Genomic DNA, 22,042 nt, shown 5'->3' with positions numbered 1-22,042 from the left:
TGTATTATCTGTATTATCTGTATTATCTGTATTATCTGTATTATCTGTATTATCTGTATTATCTGTATTATCTGTATTATCTGTATTATCTGTATTATCTGTATTATCTGTATTATCTGTATTATCGTTGTACCTGATATTACTGTAGTTATTGATATTTCCAGTGTTATTAGTGTTATTGCAATCGACGTATTACCAATGTTATCAGAGCTAATTAGTACATGATATTACTGATGTTACTTATACACATCCTGTATTCTAGCTAACACGAGTAATACGAGTAACATGATGATACTGCCCGACCATACTACCCGACATATAGAGGCGGCGGCGCAGCAACCGTGGCCTCTTTTTTCTGGGTGGCTCCCGGGAGCCAGCGTCGGGAGTGTTCCCTGGAAGCCCACAGGCAGAACCTGCCTCAGCAAGCGGCACTCTTATCTGCACCGGCGGCTTCAGCCGGTTGGCGGCCCTGACTAGGCTACAGGGCCGGCCGCCAACTTCGGGCCGCCAACTTCGGGCCTTCCGTGCGGCGCGCCTGCCTGGCCGCCGTAGTGGCCCCGCATCCCCGCCGAACTGGCTGCGGTAGGGTAGAGGTGAGACCCGGGTCGGCCCGGCCGGCACTCAGCGCCAACCGGGGCAGCGGCCCGGGTGGCGGGTAGAGTTGCAGCCACGTGCGACCAGTAATGCCCTCGGCTACCTAAGCGGCCATGCTGAGCTAACTGCGCGCCATACGCCGGAGTTGGTGCTCTGAGTCGGGGAAACGGACTATGCCGCCGCAGAACAGCCCGCCGGTGTTGGTCGGGTAGGGGAGGAGCCCGCTCGCAGTAGGATAGGAGTGCCATTTTTCACGTAGATGAATGGCCACCCGCCCCGGGCCTTCGCCAAGCACCCCGAAGAGGGGAGTGCCATTTTTCACGTAGATGCCCGGAGAGATCATACAATCAGCGCCGTACGCGCCGCCGGCTCCCTCCCGAGGTGCGAAGCACCCCCTTAAAAGCCTTGCTGCACGCCCCGTTTGCGGGTTTTTCGTTGAGCCACCGACAAGGCTTTTTTTCAAAAAAATCAGAGCCCTCTTCTGTCTTCTAAGCTATTCTAATACTATTCTATATTCAGGGAGGCGTAACGTATTGATATACAATTTATTGCAGCGATTATCTACGTGAAAAATGGCACTCTGCTGCGTGAAAAATGGCACCATCTACGTGAAAAATGGCACCATCTGCGTGAAAAATGGCACTCTGCTGCGTGAAAAATGGCACCATCTACGTGAAAAATGGCACTCCGCCCCAAACCCGCCCCGTTCCGGCCGGTGTGGCGGCGCATCTACGTGAAAAATGGCACCCTGCCGGTGGGCCACCCGCCGGGAGGCATCTGCGTGAAAAATGGCACTCCGGATTCTTTGCGTGAACTATGTCGGATTTTCACGTAGATCCAGCTATATTGGTCACATATTCCGTCTATCGTTCGTGTTGCCTATGCAGCCTGCCCTACCCGTTCCGCCCCAGTATCCGCGCGCCTACCAAGCCAACGCTTTGGTGCGGGCTCCACTCAAGCTCACGCACATCGAGGCCCGTATCTTTGCCCTGGCCCTGGGCTGCATTCACCAGGACCAGACCGAGCTGCCCGGCATCACCATTCCGCTGAGCCGGGTGATGACCCAGAAAAAGGGCGGCAGCGTGTACGAGACCATCCGCGACGCCTGCCGCAGCCTGATGTCCAAGGTGGTCAGCATTGAGACACAGACCGGCAACAAGAAGCGGTTTACGGCCTACTCCATCATCAGCTACATCGACCTGAACGAGGGCACGGGCTTTCTGACCGGCAACTTCGCCCCCGAAATCAAGCCCTTCCTACTGCAGCTGGCCGAGCAGTACACGCACGTGGAAATCGAGAGTTTGCTGACGCTCAAGTCGGCCCACGCGCACCGTCTGTTCTGGCTGCTCAAGTCCTGGGACGACGTGGGGCTGTGGGAGGTGGAGTTCGACGTGCTGCGTAAGCAGGTGCTCGGCGACGACAACGACGTCACCTATACGCTCTTCTACGACTTCAAGCGCTACGTGCTGGAGCCGGCCCTGCGCGAGCTGCACTCGCTGGGCTGGAGCGTGGTGTACGAGCCCATCAAAGAGGGCAAAAAAGTGCAGGCCATCCGCTTCACGATTCCGCAGGCGCTGGCCAAGCTCGGCGACGACGGGATGGTGGTGCCAGCTAAGACAGCCTCTACAGCGCGTTCTAAGGCCCCTCAGGAGCAGATGAGCCTCATGCTGGATGCGGAGCTGCCTACACTGCAGCAGCGCATCGTCACGCGCCTGCAAAAGCTTAAGCTCACGGCCCCGCAGATTCAGCACGTGCTGGCCTTCATCGGTGACGACGAAACGCTGATGGCAAAGCTCATGAAAGCCACCCACCCGCTGCTGCGCGACTTCGAGGCCGGTAACAAGGTGTTCGACAACCTGGGTGGCGCTACAGTCAATCTGCTCAAAACAGAGTTTACGGGCCTCTACGCCAGCCTGAAGTAGCTCACCTGCGAATCAGCTAATTCTTCGGCGTCGGGGCGTATGTTTCGCTGTTCGCTGAAAAATGCCGCGCCCGTCGTTGCCTTGCAGCGGCTGGCTGGGCTTGGGTTTCCAGGGGCCAGGAGCAGGTATTCGTTCCACTGCCTGAGCGCGCCCTGCCGCTCGCCCAGTTCCGCATGCGTAACTGGGCGCGTCAGCCCGATGGTCTGGCGCGGGCTTTTGAAGGGTGTGCTGAGCCCCGGCCGGGGTGGGTTCAAGCTCCTGGCCGTGGGCCGCTACGCGTTGCAGTTGGGCGAAAGCGCGGCGCACTTCAGCGGGCGCAAACACTGTGCTGTGGGCGGGGGGAAGACCGGGGGCTCGTGCTGTGTTGGGAGGAATCGGTGAGGCCCCCTAAGCTTTCGTCGAACCCGGTCAGCCGCTGGCCGTCGGCCAGGAATTGGTGCTGTCGGAATACACCGGGAAGCCGTGGGCATCTACGCATCTCAGGTGCAGCGGCAGGCGCCCCCAGGAGTGGCTCGTCCACCCGAGACTTGCCATGCCCCGTGCTACGACCAAAACTCAGCCTGTCGCAACTGGCGGGACTGATTTCGACCATCTGGCTGGGTTCACTATCAAAGGCAACACCCACTTTTGTGCTACCCCCGGGCAAGTCCACTGTGGCTGTCTGCTCTGCATCAGGTCTGCTGGGAACCTGCCGTGTGAAGTATGGTAACCACGGATGCAGAATCCGGCAGATGCAAGCCAATGGCCGGGGTACACCCTGACAGTTTCACTCACTCACTCTGCCTCTATGTATCAGGTTGCTATTTTGCTTTTTCATGACGTTGAAGTGCTGGATTTTGCCGGCCCGTTCGAGGTATTCGCCGTCACCGAGGTCGACGGCAAGCGTCCCTTCAACGTGTTTACCGTAGCCGAGCACAGCCCCGTGTTTGCCCGCAACGGCTTGTCAGTGAATCCCACCTACCGGCTGCAGGACCACCCCGACGCCGACATCATTCTGATACCGGGTGGGGCGAGCCTGCTGGCCGACGGCACTCCGCTGGGTACCCGCCGGGAGATGCACAATGAGGTAATTTTAAACTGGGTGCGCCGGCACATGCACACGGCCGAGCTGGTGCTGTCGGTGTGCACGGGCGCCTTTGTGCTGGCCAAGGCCGGCGTGCTCGACGGGCTCACCGTGACCACGCACTACTCCGTGGCCGGTCAACTACAGGAGCTGCTGCCCACCGCTACTGTAGCCCCGGAGCAGCGCTGGACCGACAACGGCCAGGTGATTACCTCCGCCGGCATCTCCGCCGGTATCGACATGGCCCTACATGTGGTGAGCCGTTTGCTGGGGCCGGAGGTGGCGGCGGCTACGGTGCGGGAAATGCAGTACGCGCCGGGCTCCCACGTGGTGCCGGTCAAGGAGTAAGCTGCCTATTCCAGCGAGCGGAGAGCCGTTTCAAGTATCCGTACGCTGCGCTCCAGCTCTACGGGCGTAAGCGCGGCAAAGCCCAGGCGCAGGTGCATCGGGCGAGGTTCGGCCAGCAGCTGATGGGCCCGCCCGTCGCTGAGCAACAGCCCAAGCTCCCGGCAGCACTGCGCCAGCTTCGGCAGGTCAACGGTATCCGCCAAGCGCCCCCACACGGCCAGCCCACCGGTGGGCGGCACGAAGCTGAACCACCGGGCCAGCCGCGCCTGCAAAGCCGCGCAGAACACGTCCCGGCGGTGCTGGTACTGCTGCCGCGACCGGGCCAGGTGGTGGTGCATGGTGCCATCGGCAAACAGGTCGGCCACCGCCGTTTCCAGCAGCGGGTCGCCCAACTGATCCACCAGCACCCGGATGGGGGCCAGGGCCTGGAGCACTTCTGCCGGCGCCACCACGTAGCCGATGCGGTAAGCCGGCGCCAGCACCTTGCTCAGCGACCCGGTGTAGATCACCCGCCCGGTTTGAGCAGCGCTGGCCAGGGGCAGGATGGGCGCTTCGGCGTAGTGGTAGTCGAAGTCGTAATCGTCCTCCAGCACAATGAAATCGTACTGCTCGGCCAGCGCCAGCAGCCGCACCCGCCGCGTTGCCGACAGCGTGACCGTGGTGGGGTAGTGGTGATGAGGCGTCACGTAGAGCAGCCGCACCGGCTGCCGCCGACAGAGGGCTTCCAGCTCCTCCAGCACCAGCCCCTGCTCATCCACGGCCACGCGCGCCAGCCGGGCCCCGCGGTTCTGGAAAATGGCATCGGCCTCCGCGTAGCTTTGCTCTCCTACCACCACCGTGTCGCCGGCCTGCACCAACAGCTGGGCTAGCAGAAAGAAGGCCATGGTGCTACCCCGGGTCACGAACACGTTTTCGGCCGTAGCGGGCACGCCGCGCGTGTCGTGCAGGTAGCGGGCCAACTGCTGGCGCAGGCGCAGCACCCCGTTGGGAGCCGCATAGCCAAGCAGTTGCGGGTAACGGGCGACCCCGCGGGTGGCCCGCCGGTAGTTGCGCGTCAGCAAGGCGTGCGGCGCCAGCCGCGCATCGGGCGAGCCCCCATCGAGCACGAGGGATGGGTGGGCGGGCAGTTGCACTGCCGGAGCTGCGTCGCTCTTGGGAAACTGAAAAGCGGCCCGGGCCGGAAATTGCCCGATGGCAACCGGCAGTGGCTGGCCGGGCGCCTCGGGCAATTGCGTGCAGACCACCGGCGCTCTGCGGGGCCGCTGCACCAGCCAGCCCTGGGCCTGCAGCTCCTCGTAGGCCAGACCCACCGTCTGCCGGTTCACCCCGAGCTGCTCGGCCAGCTGCCGGGCACCCGGAAACCGGGCCCCGAACGGCAGTACGCCCCGCCGGATCAGGTTGATCAGGCCGGCGGCAATCTGCTGGGGCAGGGCAAGTGAGGTACCACGCTGCAGGGAAAGGAGGGTTTGATAGGGAAGCATACGGGAAGCCCGCCATGGTCACTCAGGCGGTCGGGAATCCTTAACCGGCTGCTTGAAGCGCAGCGGGCCGCAGTTAGACTGCGGCAGGTTGGTGGCGAAAAAGTGGGGCAAAGGTCGGATTACCCGCACAAAAAAACTGGTCCATTTGCCGGACCAGGGTTTTGGGCTGGGCATCATCCCTTCGCCACTGCTCAGCGTAGCAGTAGCAGATCATCGAGGCCCAGAGGGCGGCGGCTGGTGTAGCCCTCCGCGTACTGCACGCCGATGTAGCTGCCCAGCTCCCGGGCCCGGGCCTCCAGGGTGCGCAGGAAGTCCGGGGTGGAGATGTAGGTGGTGGCCTACTCGGATTCGTATTCGGAATGGTAAAACTGGCATTTAAACGCCGTGAGGGCGGCCAGCTTCTGCTCCCAGAACCCGGTAATATCCACCACGATATCGGGACGCACGTAGCCGTTGTGGATGGCCTGCAGCAGCAGCCGAGGCCGCCAGAGAGCCTGCGGTACGCCCTGCCACTGGGTCTGCACCTTGGGCAGCCCGGCCAGGAAGGCGGCGTCGTGCACCAGGTCGGCGGCACCTCCGAGGGCGCCCGGGCCGTGTGCGCCGAGTACTGCGACATGTTCCTGATGTGGCCTGAAACGGAGGAAAAGCTCTACGAAACTATGCAGGATCTGAGCGCCCGCGCCGCCGCCCACGGCCGCCAGATCGACTTCGGCCTGCGCATCCACGTCATCGTGCGCGAAACCGAGGATGAAGCCCGCGCCTACGCCAAGAAGCTGATGTCGAAGTTCGACCCGGTAAAAGGGGCCGAAATCAAGAGCCGGGCCCAGGATTCGTGGTCGTTGGGCGTACACCGCCAGAATCAGCTGCGCGAGCACGCCGACATGGAAGGCTTCGTGGAGCCGCTGCTCTGGACTGACATCGGCAAGGCCCGTTCCGGGGCCGGCGGGGCCCTGGTGGGCGACCCGGACCAGATTGTGGAGAAGATCAACCGCTACATGGACATGGGCTTCCGGGCCTTCATCTTCTCGGGCTACCCTTTGCTGGACGAGGCCGACTACTTCGCCCGATACGTGCTGCCGCGCCTGCCCAACGTATCCATGCCCGACCTGCAGGGCCGCCGGCCGGCCACCACGCCCGTCACGCCGCTGACCACGGCCCCGCTGCGGTAAGCTGGAAGCGAATGACTGGGGAGACGTTTCTGAATATTTTCCAAAAGACCGGATCAACATCCCCTCACAGGGTTGATTGAAACCACTTTCGCCGGGAAATGCTGTTCCTGCTATTGTGGTACTCCCGAAGGCCCAGGGTCGCTTATACCCGCTCCGGCAGCAGCAGCTGCCGGGCCACGCGGCGGCCGGCTTCCACAGCTCCGTCGAGGCGGCCCCACTCGCTGGCGGAGGTTTCGGCCCCGGCCCAGAGCAGCGTGCCGTGCCAGCACGGCTGCTGCAGCAGCGCCGGCCCCTGCAGGGGCACCTGGGTGGGGGCATCGGCGTCGGCGGGCACGCTGGTGAGCGGCTCCCGGGTCCAGTCCAGCTCGTGGTAAGCCAGGGGGCTGCGCGCTACCGGCCCGAACAGCTGGCTGAGCTGCTGCACCACAGCGGCCTGCCGCTGCGCGGCCGGGGCGGCGCGCAGCGGGTGCGGGGTGGCGAAAAAACCGAACAGGGCCCCCACGGCGCCGGAGGCGGGCGAGGCATCGTGGATTTCCACCAGCGGCCCCACCTGACTCACGGCAAACCCGGACAGACCGGCCCCGCGCCAGAACGGCTCGTCGTACACAGCCAGCGCCTTCATGGAGTGCGCCATCCAGGTGGGTACGGCCTGCATGGTCTGGCGCAGGTCGGGCGGCAGCACCGGGCTGAACTGCAGGCTGTGGGCGGCCAAGCGCGGGGGCAGGGCCACCACCACGGCCGCCGCCCGATAGGTGTGCTGCGTGCCGTGCCGGGTGGCCGTCACTTCCACGGCCCGGGTGCGGCCGTCGGGGCCGGGCAGCGCGCGCAGGCTGGTAACCTGGGTGCCGAGCTGCAGGCTGGCCTCGGGCAGCGTGCGAGCCAGCGCCCGGCACAAGGCCGCCGCGCCGCCGGGCAGGCGCAGGTAGCCCGCCGAGCCCGACCGCTGGGGCAGACGGTGCACGACGTCGGGGGCAGTCTGGTAGGTGGTAGCGCCGGCGCTGGGCTGCTCGAAAAACGGCAGTTCCAGCTCGGCAGCCAGCGCCAGCAGGTATGGGTGGTGGGCCCAGCCCCAGGTGGCACCCAGATCCAGCCAGTCGACCTCGGGCTGGCCCGGCAGGGCGGGCACGGCCAGCGTGCGGCCGCCCACCCGCTCGCGGGCCTCCAGTACCAGCACCGGGCGGCCGGCGGCGTGCAGCTCGCGGGCGGCGGTGAGGCCCGACACCCCCGCCCCGATAATCAGGATGGGCAGCGGGGAAGGCGGAAAAACATCGGAACCGGGCATGGCGGCAGGAAAGAGCAGAGGCGGAATAAAAGGGGGCGAGGGCCCCGACGGAGCAGGTAACTGGCCGGGCCGGGCAGAAGTTTAGCGCGGCCCAGCCCGGCCCGGCGCTGGCATCCGGCAAGTGCCTGGCCGAGTACCGGCGAGCGGCGCCAAGCCCTTGCCCGGCAGTACAAAACTATGCCGCTTGCCGGCCGGCTGCGTACACCCTGCTGACGGGCGCTTATTCCGGGCGCCGTGCTCAGGCAGTGTAAAGCATGAAAATACTACTGGTGGAAGACGAGCCCAAGCTGGCCTCGTTCGTAAAAAAGGGGTTTGAAAGTGAGGGTTACGAGGTGGACGTGGCCTACGATGGGCGCATGGGCAAGTCGCTGCTGCAGCAGAACCCCTACGCCGTTGCCATCCTCGACGTGAACCTGCCTTATCATAATGGGTTCGAGCTGTGCCGCCTGATTCGCGCCACGCACCCCCACCAGCCGGTGCTGATGCTCACGGCCCTGGACAGCCTGCAAGACAAAGTGGAGGGCTTCGAGGCCGGCGCCGACGACTACCTGGCCAAGCCCTTCGCCTTTCAGGAGCTACTGTTGCGCGTGCGCGCCCTCACGCGCCGCCTCTCTTCGCCCGGCACGGGCCGGCAGGTGCTCGGCGCCGCCGACCTGGAGCTGGACCTGGACACCAAGCGCGTAACGCGCGCCGGCCAGCGCATCGAGCTGACCACCAAGGAATACAGCCTGCTGGAATACCTGCTGCGCAACCGCGGCCGCGTGATTTCGCGGGTGGACATTGCCGAAAAGGTGTGGGACCTGCACTTCGACACCAACACCAACATCATTGACGTGTACGTGAGCTTTCTGCGCAAGAAGCTCGACAAAGGCTACGCCACTAAGCTGATTCACACGGTGGTGGGCATGGGCTACGTGCTACGCGAAGGCTAACCCAGAGACCCTGCCGGATGCTGATTCGTAACAAACTGATTTTACGCTTCACCCTGCTGGTGGTTGGCATTCAGCTGATTCTGTCGGGGTTTATCTACTACTTCCAGGCCTCGGCCCGCGAGCAGCGCTTTGCCAGCCGCCTGCTGGGCAAGGCCACCATGACCACCCGTCTGCTGGTGCGCCAGCAGGCGCTGGAAGCCAGCGAGCCGCGGCCGCAGCCAGTGTTCCGGCGCCGCGACCTGCTTACGATTCCCGGCGAGCAGGTCAGCATCTACGACGCCGGGCAGCACCTGCTCTACACCAGCGCCGATGGCCTCAGCCAAAAGGAAAACTCCCGGCAGCTGCGCCGTATCCGGCCGGCCCGGCCGGTGCGTTTCACGGCCGACGGCCAGGAAACCGTGGGGGGCGCCTTCCGCTACCGAGGCCAGCTCTACTATGTGTTTGCTGCCGGCCAGGACCCGGCCGGCCAGCAGCAGCTCCGTCAGCTGCGCCTGCTGCTGCTGGCCGGCAACGTGGGGGCGCTGGTGCTCATCATTCTGGCGGGCTGGTATTTTGCCGAGCAGGCCCTGCGGCCTATTTCGGGGGTGGTGCGGCAGGTGGAGCAGATCACGGCGGCCCGCCTGAGCACCCGCGTGGCGGAAGGCAACGGCACCGACGAAATTGCCCAGCTGGCCCGCACCTTCAACCAGATGCTGGGCGGGGTGGAGCAGGCGTTTGAGTCGCAGAAAAGCTTTGTCAGCCACGCCTCCCATGAGCTGCGCACACCCCTGACCACGCTGCTGGGCACGTTGGAAACCTCACTGGCCTACGACCCCGACCTGCCCCAGACCCAGGCCAGCATCCGCTCGGCCGTGGAGGAGATTCGCAAGCTCATTGATCTGAGCAACAGTCTACTGGCTCTGGCCCAGGCCGACGATGCCTCGTTTCAGCGCGAGCCGGTATCCTTCGACGACTGCCTCACTCAGGCTCTGAGCTACTGTCAGGGCAAGTACCCCGGCCGCGTCATCCGCCTGCATTTCGGCAAGCTGCCAGCCCCGCTGCCGGACGCCCTGTTTGTGGTGCCCGGCAACGCCCGCTTGCTGACTACGGCCATCTTCAACCTGCTTGACAACGCCTGCAAGTACTCCGCCGGCCCGGTGGAGGCCACCCTCAGCTACGGCACGCCCACCCGCCTACGCCTGGCGGTGGCCGACCAGGGCATCGGCATTGCGCCCGCCGAACTGGCGCAGGTGCTCGCCCCGCTCTACCGCGCCGAAAATGCCCGCTCGCGCCCCGGCTACGGCGTGGGGCTGTCCATCACGCAGAAGATCGTGCACCTGCACGGCGGCGACGTGCAGCTGACCTCAGCCCCGGGCCAGGGCACCACCGTGGTGCTGGAGCTGCCCGTTGCCTGAGCCGGTTACCGGAGTCAGGCAGCGGGCAGCTTTTTTCAAGACCGGCTGCCGCCGGCAAAAGGCCTGTGAGGGCCCTTCCTGACTGGAAGGGTCTGGTTTTTTTTGGGGGTAATGGGCTGGCATTGGGAGGGGGCGGCGGGGTTTTTAATGTTTTTTAATCCCGCGCTCATGTGGCTTTAACCTCTCCGGGGGTGGTTTGCAGCATCATCTGTCACCGCCTGCCCATGCCCATTGCCATTCGCTACCGCCTGCTGATTGGCCTGCTGCTGGGGACGCTGCTGCTGTCGGTAGCCCTGAACTTCTACTGCCTGCAGCAACTGGAGGCTACCCCCGACTACGTTGCCGACGCTGAGCTGACGGTGGCCGAGGCCGAGCTGGAGCTGGCCCACACCCGGGCGCGGTTGGCGGTCTGCGAGCAGGCTACGCGGTACGCCAGCGGCGCCCCCGACTCGCTGGCCCGGCCCTGACCGGGGCCGGATTTTTCTGATTCTTCTCAAGCCTGATTATATGCTTTCTCGATTTCCTTTCCGCTGGCTGCTGCTGCCGCTGGCTGCCTCCACCCTGGCCGGCTGCGGCGCCGACAGCGCGGCCGAATCTGCCACCGCCACGGAAGCGCCGCTTTCCCTGCCCGTGGTGCAGCTCGCAGCGCGCGACACGGTGCTGAGCCGCGAGTACGTGGCCGACGTGCAAGCCACCCGCAACGTGGAGCTGCGGGCCCGGGTGCGGGGCTTTCTGGAAAAGATTTACGTGGATGAGGGCCAGAAAGTCCGCCAGGGCCAGGCCCTGTTTCACCTCAACGACGTCGAGTACAAAACCCGGCTGGCGCGCACCCAGGCCACGCTCAACAACGCCCTGGCCCAGGCCCGGGTGGCCAGCCTGGAGCTGGACCGCGTGCGGATGCTGACCCAAAAGAACATCATCTCCAAAACCGAGCTGGACGTGGCCCAGGCCAAGCTCACGGCCGCCCGCTCCACGGTGGAGGAAGCCCGCTCGGCCGCTTCCAATGCGGCCCTCATGCTCAGCTACACCACCATCCGCGCCCCGTTTGACGGCGTGGTGAACCGGGAGCTGCTGAAGGTGGGCAGCCTCATCGACGACGGCACGCTGCTGACGACCGTGTCGGATACGCGGGCCGTGTTTGCCTACTTCAACGTGTCGGAGGCGGAGTATCTGGAGTACATGAAAACGCGCCGGCAGGACTCGGCCCGTCGCACCAACCAGGTGCGGCTGGTGCTGGCCGACGGCACGCTCTACGCCCCCACCGGCCAGATTGAGACGGTAGAAAGCCAGTTTCAGGCCGGCACCGGGGCCATTGCCTTCCGGGCCCGCTTCGCCAACCCCGAGCGGCTGCTCAAGCACGGGGCCACCGGCAAGGTGCGCCTGGCCAACACTGTGACTGACGCGCTGCTCGTGCCCCAGAAGGCCGTGTTCGAGCAGCAGGACAAGAACTACGTGTACGTGGTGGATGCCCAAGGCCAGGTGCGCCAGCGCAACTTCGTGCCCCAGAGCCGCCTCGACGCCTTTTACGTGGTGGATAGCGGCTTGAAAGCCGGGGAGCGGATTGTGTGCGAAGGCGTGCAGGACCTGCGCGACGGCTCCCGCATCACGCCCCGCCCGGTGACGCTCGCCAGCCTGACCACCGCTTTGTAGCTGCCCCTCTGGCTGCTGGCTAGTAGCTGCGGGCTGATAGCTTTTCTCATGGCTGCACGCGCCGCTGTCAGCCCCGAGAGCTGGTTCTTTCCATCGCATGACACCCACTTTCTATGTTTTCTATCTTCATCAGACGGCCGGTTTTGTCGCTGGTTATTTCGTTGTTTATCACCCTGCTGGGCGTGGGCGCACTGTTTACGCTGCCCGTCACGCAGTTCCCCGACATCGTGCCGCCTTCCGTGACGGTGCGGGCCAAGTACAACGGCGCCAACGCCGAGGTATCGGCCAAGGCCGTGGCCACGCCGCTGGAGCGGGCCATCAACGGGGTGCCGGGCATGACCTACATGAACACCGTGACCACCAACAACGGCACCACCCTGGTGGAGGTGTTCTTCGAGGTGGGCACCGACCCCGACCTGGCCGCCGTGGCCGTGCAGAACCGCGTAACCACCATTCTCGACGAGCTGCCCCAGGAGGTGATTAAGGCCGGGGTGGTGACGGAAAAGGAAGTGAACAGCATGCTGCTGTACCTGAACATCGTCAGCGACGACCCCACGGCCGACGAGCAGTTCATCTACAACTTCGCCGACATCAACATTCTGCAGGAGCTCAAGCGCATCAAGGGCGTGGGCTTGGCTGAAATCCAGGGCAGCCGCGAGTACGCCATGCGCGTGTGGCTCAAGCCCGACCGGATGCTGGCCTACCGCGTGGGCGCCGACGAAATTGTGGAGGCCATCCAGACCCAGAGCGTGGAAGCAGCGCCGGGCCGGACCGGCGAAAGCTCGGGCCGCTCGGCGCAGGTGCTGCAATATGTGCTGCGCTACACCGGCAAGCTGTTCGAGCCCGAGCAGTACCGCAACATCGTGATCCGGGCCGAGGCCGACGGCTCGGTGCTGCGCCTCAAGGACGTGGCCGACGTGGAATTTGGGGTGCAGACCTACCGGATGCTGTCCAAGAGCAACGGCCAACCCTCGGCGGCCATCCTGCTCAAGCAGCTGCCCGGCTCCAACGCCTCCGACGTCATTGCGCAGGTAAAAGCCCGCATGGCCGAGCTGAAAGCCACCAGCTTCCCGCCCGGCATGACCTACAACATCAGCTACGACGTGTCGCGCTTTCTCGACGCGAGTATTCACGAGGTGGTACGCACCCTGTTTGAGGCGTTTTTGCTGGTGTTCGTGATTGTGTACCTGTTTTTGCAGGACTGGCGCTCCACCCTGATTCCGGCGCTGGCCGTGCCGGTGGCCCTCATCGGCACCCTGTTTTTTATGCAGCTGCTGGGCTTCAGCATCAACCTGCTCACGCTGTTTGCGCTGGTGCTGGCCATCGGCATTGTGGTCGATAACGCCATTGTGGTGGTGGAAGCCGTGCACGCCAAGATGCACGAAAAGCACCTTTCCGCTATGGATGCCACCCTGGAAGCCATGGGCGAAATCAGCGGCGCCATCGTGGCCATCACGCTGGTGATGTCGGCGGTGTTTATTCCGGTGTCGTTTATGAGCGGGCCGGTGGGCGTGTTCTACCGCCAGTTCTCGCTGACGCTGGCCATTTCCATCGTCATTTCGGGCTTGAACGCCCTCACGCTCACGCCGGCTTTGTGCGCGCTGCTGCTTAAGGAGCCCACCCCCGACGCCGAGCGCAAAGGTCTGCTGGGCCGCTTCTTTGCCGGCTTCAACCGCCGCTACGAGCGGTTTGCCGATGGCTACCAGCGCCTGGTGCGCGTAGTGGCCAGCCGCCGCCTGGTGACGGTGGCGCTGCTGCTGTTCTTTTTCGCGGCCACCTGGAGCGTCAATTCGGTGCTGCCCACCGGCTTTATTCCGAGCGAAGACCAGGGCATGGTGTACATCAACGTGACCTCGCCGCCCGGCGCCACCATGGAGCGCACCCAGCAGGTGCTGCAGCAAGTGCAGCGCGTGGCCCAGACCCTGAAGCCCGTGGAATCGGTATCGACGCTGGCCGGCTACTCGCTGATGAACGACGTGTCGGGGGCCAGCTACGGCATGGGCATGATCAACCTGAAAGGCTGGGACGAGCGCAAAGAGTCGGTAACTGAGCTGATGGCTCAGCTGCGCGCCAAAACCAAGCACATCACCGGGGCGCAGGTACAGTTTTTTACCCCGCCTACGGTGCCCGGCTTCGGTAACGCCGGCGGCTTTGATCTGCGGGTACTGGACCGCACCGGCCGCGGCGACCTGCGCCGCACCGACGAGGTGACGGACCGGTTCATCAAGGCCCTCAACAACACGCCGGCCATCGAAAATACCTTTTCCGGCTTCGACCCCACCTTTCCGCAGTACCTGATTCACCTGGATGCCGACCTGGCCGCCAAAAAGGGCGTGACCGTGGCCAGCGCCATGAGCACGCTGCAAACCCTGATGGGCGCCAACTACGCCGCCAGCTTCATCCGCTTCGGGCAGATGTACAAGGTGATGGTGCAGGCCCTGCCCGGCTACCGCACCAAGCCCGAGGATCTGCTGAAGCTTTACGTGAAAAACAACCGGGGTGAGATGGTGCCCTACTCCACGTTTGTGTGGCTGGAGCGGGTGTACGGCCCGGAGCAGTTTACGCGCTACAACATGTACACCTCGGCCACCCTCAACGGCGACACGGCCCCCGGTTACTCGTCGGGCGACGCCATCAAGACCATTGAGGCCGTGGCGGCCAAGGAGTTGCCGCGCGGCTACACCTTCGAGTGGAGCGGCATGACCCGGGAGCAGATCATTTCCGGCAACCAGGCGCTCTACGTGTTCGGCATCGTGCTGGTGTTCGTGTATTTGCTGCTGGCGGCCCAGTACGAGAGTTTTCTGCTGCCGCTGCCGGTGCTGCTGAGTTTGCCCACCGGCATCTTCGGCGCGTTTCTGGCCCTGAAGCTGCTGGGGCTGGAAAACAACATCTACGCCCAGGTTTCCCTAGTCATGCTGATTGGTTTGCTGGGTAAGAACGCCATTCTCATCATCGAATTCGCGGTGCAGCGGCAGAAGGAAGGCCTGTCGGTGCTGGATGCGGCCGTGGAAGGCGCCCGCTCCCGCCTGCGCCCCATCCTAATGACCTCCTTCGCCTTCGTGGCTGGCCTGATTCCGCTGTGCATTGCCACCGGCGCGGGCGCCATGGGCAACCGCAGCATCGGCACGGCAGCGGCGGGCGGCATGCTCATCGGCACTCTGTTCGGGGTGGTCCTGATTCCGGGCCTCTATGTGTTGTTTGCCCGCGACAAGAAGCCCGCCCAACCCGTTGCCGAGCCCACGGCTCACCCCGTTCCAGCCGCCCACCCCGAGCCCGCCCACGCGGCTGCCTAATCCTGCTCTATGACTCTGTTCCGCCCCTCACTTGCCGGCCTGTTCTCTAAAGGAGAGGAGAAATCAGCAAAAGCCAACTGGCTTTTCAAACGCCTGTTCGGACTGCTTACGCTGGCGGCCCTCGGTAGCTGCCAGACCATTCAGCCGGTGCTCACGCCCCGCGCCACGGCCGTGCCGGCCACCTTCGGCGCGGCCGCTGCTGCGGGGGCTACCGATTCCGCTTCTATTGCCGCGCAGCCCTGGCAGCAGTTCTTTGCTGATCCGAACCTGATTGGTTTGCTCGACACGGCCCTGCGTGCCAACCCCGATTTGCTGATTGCCGTGCAGCGGGTGGAAGTGGCCCGCGCCAGCGTGCAGGCGGCCCGGGGCGCGCTGCTGCCCGCCGTGGAGGCCGGCGCTACCGGGGGCTTCGACCGATTCGCCGACTACGCCGCCCAAGGCCAGACCAGCACCAACGACGGCCGCCAATTACCCAACGGCGTACCCAACTTTTTCCTGGGACTGCGCAGCTCCTGGGAGCTTGATGTGTGGGGCAAGCTGCGGAGCCGCCGCCGGGCGGCCGTGGCCCGAATGCTGGCCACCGAGCAGGGCCGGCGGTTGGTGCAAACCGCGCTGGTAGCCCAGGTGGCCCGCCTCTACTACGAGCTGCTGACGCTGGACAGCCAGCTGGACGTGCTGGGCAAAAACGAGCGGCTGCAAAACCGGGCCCTCGAAATCGTGAAGCTCCAGAAGCTGGGCGGCCGCGCCACCGAGCTGGCCGTGCAGCAGTTCACGGCCCAGCTGCTGCGCACCCGCAGCGGCGAGGTGGAAGTGCAGCAGCGCATCCTGGCCACCGAAAACCAGCTCAACCGCCTGCTTGGCCGCTATCCACAGCCCATTACCCGGGGCCTGCCCATTCAGCAGCAGCCATTGCCCGCGGACCTTTCGGCGGGGCTGCCGGCCGAGCTGCTGCTGCGCCGCCCCGACGTGCAGCAGGCCGAGCTGGCGCTGCTGGTCACCAAAGCCGATGTGGCCGCCGCCCGGGCCGCCTTCCTGCCCTCGTTCACCCTGTCGCCGTACGTGGGGCTGAACGCCTATAAGGCCTCTTTGCTGCTGAGCACGCCCGGCTCGCTGGCCTACGGGCTTCTGGCCGGCGTATCGGCCCCGCTCTTCAACCGCAACGTGCTGCGGGCCGAGTACACCCAGTCGGCGGCCCGGCAGCGCATTGCCTACTTCGAGTACCAGCGCAGCATCCAGACCGGGTTTGAGGAAGTGACGTCCAGCCTGCGGGGCCTGCAGAACTACCAGCGCGTGTACGCTTTGCAGCAGCAGGAAGTGGCCGCCTTGACCAAGGCCGTGGACATTTCCAACGACCTCTACACAGCCAGCTACGCCACCTATCTGGAAGTCATCACGGCCCAGCGCAGCGCCCTGGAGGCCGAGCTGAACCTGACTACCACCCGCCGCGAGCAGTTCCTGCAACTCATCGACCTGTACCGCGCCTTAGGCGGCGGGGCCCCGGTGACCACCACGGACCTGGCGACTGTGCGCTGATCTCAGCCCGGCCGTAGGCGCTTGTCAATGCCTGCCGCCAGGCGGACGGGTACCTTATTTCGTTGCACCGTATCCAGCCTGAGCCGCGGTGCCGGGCCCCCACAAGGCCATTCCTACCAGCAGCTACCGCTCATAACGCAGGCCCCGGCCACGGTGGCAAAAAGGTAACCGGAAGCCCGACAACTTGTGCGGCGGCGGCGTATGAGCCGGCAATAGCAACCCCCGCCTTATGGATTTCTCACTTGCCTGGCAGAAGCTCAACCAGATTGGCCGCGACCTGATGCTGGCCCTTCCCAACATCGTCTTTGGCCTGGTCACGTTTGGGGTGTTTATGCTGCTGGCCCGCGGCGTGCGCGCGCTGGTACAGCGCGTAACCAGCAGCCGCAGCAGTAGCCAGAGTCTGGTGCGCCTGCTCAGCCGCCTCTCATACGTGGGCATGCTCATTCTGGGCGTGCTCGTGACCGTGACCATTATTCTACCGGGGTTTACACCCGCCAGCCTGGTCAGCGCGCTGGGGGTAGGCGGCATTGCCATCGGCTTCGCCTTCAAGGATATCTTCCAGAACTTTCTGGCCGGCGTGCTGCTGCTCACCGAGCCGTTCAAGATCGGTGACCAGATCAAGTACAAGGAATTTGAGGGCACCGTGGAGGACATCCAGACCCGGGCCACGGCCATCAAAACCTACGACGGCCGCCGCGTCATCATCCCCAACGCCGAACTGTTCACTCAACGCCGTGACCGTGAACACGGCCTACGACAAGCGCCGCCTGCAGTACGACGTGGGCATCGGCTACGGCGACGACATTGCCCAGGCCCGGACCCTGATGCTGGAAGCCATGCGCGAGGTCGAAGGCGTCATGACTGACCCGGCGCCCGAAGCGCTGGTGATGGATCTGGCCGGCAGCTCCGTGAACATCCGGGCGCGCTGGTGGGTGGACCCGCCCCGGCAGGCCGACGTGCTGGATGCGCAGGACAAGGTGTTGAAAGCCATCAAGAACAAGCTCACCGCCCACGGCATCGACCTGCCCTTCCCCACCCAGCAGATTCTGCTGCACGACCAGACCGAAGTCACCGCCGGCAACCGCCGGCTGCAGCGCGAAGGCTGGCCCGCCGGCCCGGGCGACGTGCCGCCGGCCCGCGCCGACCAGTCCGCCGCCCGCCCGGAGCCGGCCCCGCAGCAACAACCGCCCGCGGCCAAGCAGTAGCGCTCCGCGTATGGCCTAAGGTTAGCCCAGCGGCAGCCCGGCGCGCCGCTCGCGCACCTGCTGGCGCTCGTAGTCGGTGCTGAGGGTGCGCTCGGCCGCCGCCATTACTAGGCCGGCCTGCTGGCGCAGCGCGGCGCGGCGCTCCGGGTGGTCGGTGCGCTGGGCCACGGTGGCCAGGGCCGTCAGCAGCCGCAGGTACACGCCCAGGTTGGCCTCGGCACTGATGCGGATCTGGTCGAAGGCCGTGGCTAGCATCTTCTCAAACGAGGGCCGCACCGCCACCACGCGCACCTGGCGGTCGGCCACGCGCAGCGGCTCGGGCAGCTGCCGATCGGCCAGCTGCGCCAGCAGCGCCCCCAGGTGGTCGACGCAGATGATGGCCGTGGTGGTGTCGTTGATGCCCGGCGACAGGGCCTTGAGGGCAATATCCACAATCTGGCGCAGGCCAAAGCTGGCGTCCTGCTCGATGGTGCGCTGATTGCCCAGGCTGAAGAGCTGGTTGATTTGCCCGGTCAACTCGTCGGGCAGCGGGGCAGGGTGGGCGCCGTAGCGGGCCACCGACACCAGCGCCGCCCCCCGGGCCACGAAGCCACCGATGCCGTGCTCGAGGCGCACTACGCCCTGCAGCTCCCGGGCCAGCGCCAGCAGGCTGTCCTCGCTGATGCTCTGCACGTAGCCGGTGGCGCGCGCCGGCACGGGCTGCCAGCGCAGCTCGCCGGCCTGCTCCAGCAGCTGCCGGGCCTCGGCGGCGCTGGCCTCTCCGCCCAGCTCCTCCGGAAACAGGCGCGTGATGGCCGCCTCGGTTTCCTGGCTGGCGTTGCGGATGATGTTGGCGGCCTGAATGGAGGAGGCCATGTAGTGAATAAAGAAAATCAGCACCCCGATGCTCAGCAGCGCCAGCACCAGCCCCACGCCCACCGCCAGCGACGGGATGAACCGGCCCTCGTCGCCGCCCCGGATAGTGCGCAGCACAATCAGGCAGTAGGCGAAGATGCTGACAAAGAAGCCCAGAATCAGCTGGTTGGTTCGGTCGCGCATGAAGTTGCGCAGCACCCGTGAGGTGTACTGGCTCGATACCTGGGCCAGGGTGCTCAGCGTGAGTGAGAAAATCAGACCGGCCACGGTAATCATGGAGCCGGCAATGGCCGTGAGCATGCCGCGGGCGCCGTCGGCCCCGGCCCCGAACAGCAAAGGGTAATTGGCCAGCTGGTCGTGGTCGAGAAACGGCTCGGCCAGCACCAGCCCGAAGGCCAGTACCAGGCTGCCTGCCACCATCAGCGTGGGCACAAACCACAGGCTGGAATTCAGATTCTGCCACAGGGCGCGTAGTCGGTTCATGAGGCGCGGGAGTTAGTGGCCGGACTGGTCGTCGGGGGGCGGGCCGGTGCTTAGCCCCATCTTCTTGACCAGCGGCCCGATGCTGAGGCCCTGCACGATGATGCTGAAAATCACGACCACGTAGGTGACGCCTACCAGCAAGTCGCGAGGCATAGACTCGGGCAAGGACAGGGCCAGGGCCACCGAGATACCACCCCGCAGTCCGCCCCAGGTGAGCACCCGCAGCGTCCGGCGGTCGAAGGGGTAGAAGCGCTTGAGCAGCGCCAGCGGCACTCCCACCGACACCCAGCGCGCCAGCAGCACCAGCCCAATGGACACCACTCCGACCAGCAGGGTGGTGCGGCTGATGTCGAGAATGAGCATTTCCAGGCCGATGAGCACGAACAGTACGGCGTTGAGAATCTCGTCGAGGATTTCCCAGAACTTGTCGAGGTACTCGCGGGTGATGTCGGACATGCCTAGGCTGCGGCCCTTGCTGCCCACCAGCAAGCCCGCCACCACGATGGCCAGCGGCCCGGAGGTGTGCAGGGCCTTGGCCAGGGCCGTGCCGCCCATTACCAGGGCCAGCGTAATCATCACCTCCACCTGGTAGTTGTCAATGGTGCGCAGGGCCCAGTAGGCGGCGTAACCCAGCACCGCGCCCAGGGCAATGCCGCCCACGGCCTCCACAAGAAACAGCTGCCCGATAACGGCCGCGGTGGCGCGCTCGGGCCCGAACTGGGCAATCTGAAACAAGCTCAGAAACACCACCACGGCAATACCGTCGTTGAACAGCGACTCGCCCACGATGCGGATTTCCAGCGACTTGTCGATGCGGGCCTCCTTGAGAATGCCCAGCACGGCAATGGGGTCGGTGGGGGAGATGAGCACCCCGAACAGCAGGCAGTAGATATAGTCGATGGGCTGCCCGAACAGCGGCAGCAGGTAGTAGAAGGCCGTGCCGATCAGGAACGTGGACAGCAGGATGCCCACCGTGGCCATGGTGCCGATGGCCACGCCCTGCCGGCCCAGGGCGCCCACATCCACGTGCAGTGCCCCGGCAAACAGCAGGAAGCTCAGCATTACGTCCATGAGGATGGTATGGAAGTCGAGGCCGCGCACCAGCTCGCCGGCGTGCAGCACCCAGCCCACGCCCAGCTTGCCCAGTCCGATGGCAGCCAGCGACGAAACCAGGGCCAGCATCATCAGGCCGATGACGCCCGGCAGCTTCACGAAACGGTAGTTGAGGTAGCCGAAGACGGCAGCCACCACAATGAGCAGCGACAGGGTGTTGTAGATTTCCATATGGAAAGCGGGGAGCAGATGAGCTACCGTAGACGTGCCCGCCGGCCGCAGGGTTGGCGCCCGCGCTCCAGTTCCTTGCCCGCTACAGCTTGCTCTGGGTGGCGCGAGCCGGCAACCCGGCCCGGCTGGCCAATCAGGGCTTATTGGAGCGGCGTCCGACGCAGGTGTGCACCTGCAGTAAAGCGCCGTCGGGGCGAATGTGCTGGTTGGGCAGCTTCCGGATCTGGTTCGTGATGTCGGTATCGGAATTCACGATGTGGCCTTTCGGGATGGTTAGGCCCTCGGTCAGGAAGGTGTTCACGCCGCGTACGACTTGCAGCACCCGCGGCGCTCGTCCCACGGTAGTACCATAGCCGGCGGCGGTGCCCACACGAGTCCGCCCGCCCCATGATGCTAATTCCCGTTTTGAAAGACATCGGCTAAGTGGGCGGGCGCAACCCACTGGGATAAGCCTTTCGGTAGCTCACTTCAGCTCCCCCGGCCCGCTCGCCGGAAAGAAGCGAAAACACTATAACCGATTTATGAGCAGAAGCTTAACGGAAGGGCTGCTGCCGGCCCGGATTCCGGCCGGCCTCAGACGACCTGCAGCCGGCGCACACGCTCGGCTTCAGCCTCATTGACGTGGGTGACGGGCGTGGCATAGATTCGGAAGTCGTTTCCGCGAAACTCGGCCTGCAGCCGCTGCTCGATGCGGCGGCAGAGCAGGGCCTTGGTCAGAAACAGTACCCGGTACAGCGGCTGGGTGCCGATGGTGCCGTCGGGCAGCAGGCAGTGGTTGTCGATGGCCTCGTCAACGAACACGTCGGTGGCCAGATGCTCGGTCAGCACCAGCCGGGTGGCCTGGCGGGCGTGGTCGGCGCTCAGCGTGAGCAGGTTGAACAGGATCATAGGGGGAGCGGAACGGGGAGGCAGCGACAGCGGAAAAGACAGGATCAGGCGGGCCAGGCGGTGGCCCGGCGGCTTTTAGCGGGCGGTGGCACGCCGTACTTTGTAGGGGCTCAGGCTGTGCAGGATGTGGTGCAGCAGCGGCTCGTGGTTGCGGAAGGCATCGGGCGTGCCCGAGGCGCAGATCAGCAGCACGTGGCCCTGGTGGCGGGCCGCCAGCGCGTCGTAGCGCAGCAGCTGGCCGTCGCGGGTGCCCGTGCCGGTGGTTTCCAGAAACTGAATACCGTTGTAAGTGGTGGAGAACTGCTTGTTGACCGGCACCCCGAACTGCTCGGCCAGATGGTAGAGCGCCTGGTCGGGCGTCATGTGGGCGGCCGCCCCGCGCAGCTGCCCGATGTAGAGCATCAGGTTGCGGTCGGGGCTCACGTGCAGCAGGGCCACGGTGGTGTCGTTGGTCTGGCGCACCTGGTCCCAGCCGGCCGGCACCTGGTACTGCAGCTGGTACTGGGGGCTGCGCACGGTTTCGTAGTGGATTTCAGGCTCCGACTGGGCTTGCACGCCCAGCGGCAGCAGCAGCGTCAGTAAGGCAAACAGGGAGTTCAGCAGGGATTTTACCAGGGGTTTCATGGTGGTGGGAAAAGGCAGTGGGTAAAGCAAAACCAAGAGGCA

19 protein-coding genes are annotated in these 22,042 nt (G+C 64.8%); 11 read left to right on the top strand and 8 right to left on the bottom strand.

Annotated features, from left to right (window positions below; genetic code table 11):
- The first annotated feature begins 1,475 nt into the window (after positions 1–1,475).
- Positions 1,476–2,516 (top strand): replication initiation protein, encoded by a 1,041-nt coding sequence (locus tag O9Z63_RS21085; protein ID WP_270129453.1) that lies wholly within the window; start codon positions 1,476–1,478, stop codon positions 2,514–2,516.
- Positions 2,517–3,303: 787 nt separating this feature from the next.
- Positions 3,304–3,927, top strand: a complete 624-nt coding sequence (locus O9Z63_RS21080) for a DJ-1/PfpI family protein (protein ID WP_270129452.1) — start codon at positions 3,304–3,306, stop codon at positions 3,925–3,927.
- Positions 3,928–3,932: 5 nt separating this feature from the next.
- On the opposite strand, the gene O9Z63_RS21075 is transcribed toward O9Z63_RS21080, so the two are convergent.
- Together O9Z63_RS21075 and O9Z63_RS21070 are read right to left on the bottom strand one after the other, a co-directional pair.
- Positions 3,933–5,408, bottom strand: a complete 1,476-nt coding sequence (locus O9Z63_RS21075) for an aminotransferase-like domain-containing protein (protein ID WP_270129451.1) — start codon at positions 5,406–5,408, stop codon at positions 3,933–3,935.
- Positions 5,409–5,746: 338 nt separating this feature from the next.
- On the bottom strand, positions 5,747–5,968 hold the full coding sequence (locus tag O9Z63_RS21070) for a PIG-L family deacetylase (RefSeq protein WP_270129595.1): 222 nt from the start codon (positions 5,966–5,968) through the stop codon (positions 5,747–5,749).
- Here O9Z63_RS21070 and O9Z63_RS21065 point away from each other — a divergent pair.
- A complete protein-coding gene (locus tag O9Z63_RS21065) occupies positions 5,963–6,577 on the top strand; it encodes an LLM class flavin-dependent oxidoreductase (protein WP_408613970.1) in 615 nt (204 codons plus the stop codon). The genes O9Z63_RS21070 and O9Z63_RS21065 overlap by 6 nt on opposite strands.
- 142 nt (positions 6,578–6,719) lie before the next feature.
- Here O9Z63_RS21065 and O9Z63_RS21060 read toward each other — a convergent pair whose 3' ends face one another.
- A complete protein-coding gene (locus O9Z63_RS21060) occupies positions 6,720–7,859 on the bottom strand; it encodes a flavin monoamine oxidase family protein (RefSeq protein WP_270129449.1) in 1,140 nt (379 codons plus the stop codon).
- Between the two features lie 254 nt (positions 7,860–8,113).
- Here O9Z63_RS21060 and O9Z63_RS21055 point away from each other — a divergent pair, with 254 nt between their 5' ends.
- The 8 genes from O9Z63_RS21055 (at position 8,114) to O9Z63_RS21235 (ending at position 17,866) form a co-directional block, all read left to right on the top strand.
- Positions 8,114–8,791 (top strand): response regulator transcription factor, encoded by a 678-nt coding sequence (locus O9Z63_RS21055; RefSeq protein WP_270129448.1) that lies wholly within the window; start codon positions 8,114–8,116, stop codon positions 8,789–8,791.
- A 17-nt stretch (positions 8,792–8,808) separates the two neighbouring features.
- Positions 8,809–10,185 (top strand): sensor histidine kinase, encoded by a 1,377-nt coding sequence (locus O9Z63_RS21050; protein ID WP_270129447.1) that lies wholly within the window; start codon positions 8,809–8,811, stop codon positions 10,183–10,185.
- 224 nt (positions 10,186–10,409) lie between these two features.
- Positions 10,410–10,652, top strand: coding sequence for a hypothetical protein (locus tag O9Z63_RS21045; RefSeq protein ID WP_270129446.1), 243 nt, complete (start codon positions 10,410–10,412; stop codon positions 10,650–10,652).
- Between the two features lie 40 nt (positions 10,653–10,692).
- A complete protein-coding gene (locus O9Z63_RS21040) occupies positions 10,693–11,835 on the top strand; it encodes an efflux RND transporter periplasmic adaptor subunit (protein ID WP_270129444.1) in 1,143 nt (380 codons plus the stop codon).
- 113 nt (positions 11,836–11,948) lie between these two features.
- Complete coding sequence (locus tag O9Z63_RS21035; protein WP_270129443.1) at positions 11,949–15,128, top strand: efflux RND transporter permease subunit; 3,180 nt, start codon at positions 11,949–11,951, stop codon at positions 15,126–15,128.
- Positions 15,129–15,137: 9 nt separating this feature from the next.
- Positions 15,138–16,661, top strand: coding sequence for a TolC family protein (locus O9Z63_RS21030; protein WP_270129441.1), 1,524 nt, complete (start codon positions 15,138–15,140; stop codon positions 16,659–16,661).
- 229 nt (positions 16,662–16,890) lie between these two features.
- A complete protein-coding gene (locus tag O9Z63_RS21025; protein WP_408613965.1) occupies positions 16,891–17,526 on the top strand; it encodes a mechanosensitive ion channel family protein in 636 nt (211 codons plus the stop codon).
- Positions 17,486–17,866 (top strand): hypothetical protein, encoded by a 381-nt coding sequence (locus O9Z63_RS21235; protein ID WP_408614011.1) that lies wholly within the window; start codon positions 17,486–17,488, stop codon positions 17,864–17,866. Before O9Z63_RS21025 ends, O9Z63_RS21235 begins: the two co-directional genes overlap by 41 nt.
- Positions 17,867–17,887: 21 nt before the next feature.
- On the opposite strand, the gene O9Z63_RS21020 is transcribed toward O9Z63_RS21235, so the two are convergent.
- The 5 genes from O9Z63_RS21020 to O9Z63_RS21000 all read right to left on the bottom strand — a co-directional run bounded on the left by O9Z63_RS21020 (position 17,888) and on the right by O9Z63_RS21000 (position 22,000).
- Positions 17,888–19,204, bottom strand: coding sequence for a DUF2254 domain-containing protein (locus O9Z63_RS21020; protein WP_270129439.1), 1,317 nt, complete (start codon positions 19,202–19,204; stop codon positions 17,888–17,890).
- 12 nt (positions 19,205–19,216) lie between these two features.
- Positions 19,217–20,488, bottom strand: a complete 1,272-nt coding sequence (locus tag O9Z63_RS21015) for a cation:proton antiporter (RefSeq protein ID WP_270129437.1) — start codon at positions 20,486–20,488, stop codon at positions 19,217–19,219.
- Positions 20,489–20,621: 133 nt separating this feature from the next.
- Entirely contained in the window at positions 20,622–20,789 is a 168-nt protein-coding gene (locus O9Z63_RS21010) for a hypothetical protein (protein WP_270129436.1), read from the bottom strand.
- 272 nt (positions 20,790–21,061) lie between these two features.
- A complete protein-coding gene (locus O9Z63_RS21005) occupies positions 21,062–21,376 on the bottom strand; it encodes a hypothetical protein (protein WP_270129435.1) in 315 nt (104 codons plus the stop codon).
- Between the two features lie 75 nt (positions 21,377–21,451).
- Positions 21,452–22,000, bottom strand: coding sequence for a hypothetical protein (locus O9Z63_RS21000; protein WP_270129433.1), 549 nt, complete (start codon positions 21,998–22,000; stop codon positions 21,452–21,454).
- Between the last annotated feature and the right edge of the window lie 42 nt (positions 22,001–22,042).

The organism is Hymenobacter yonginensis (genome assembly GCF_027625995.1).
Classification (GTDB): domain Bacteria; phylum Bacteroidota; class Bacteroidia; order Cytophagales; family Hymenobacteraceae; genus Hymenobacter; species Hymenobacter yonginensis.
This window is presented reverse-complemented; position numbering and strand designations above follow the sequence as displayed.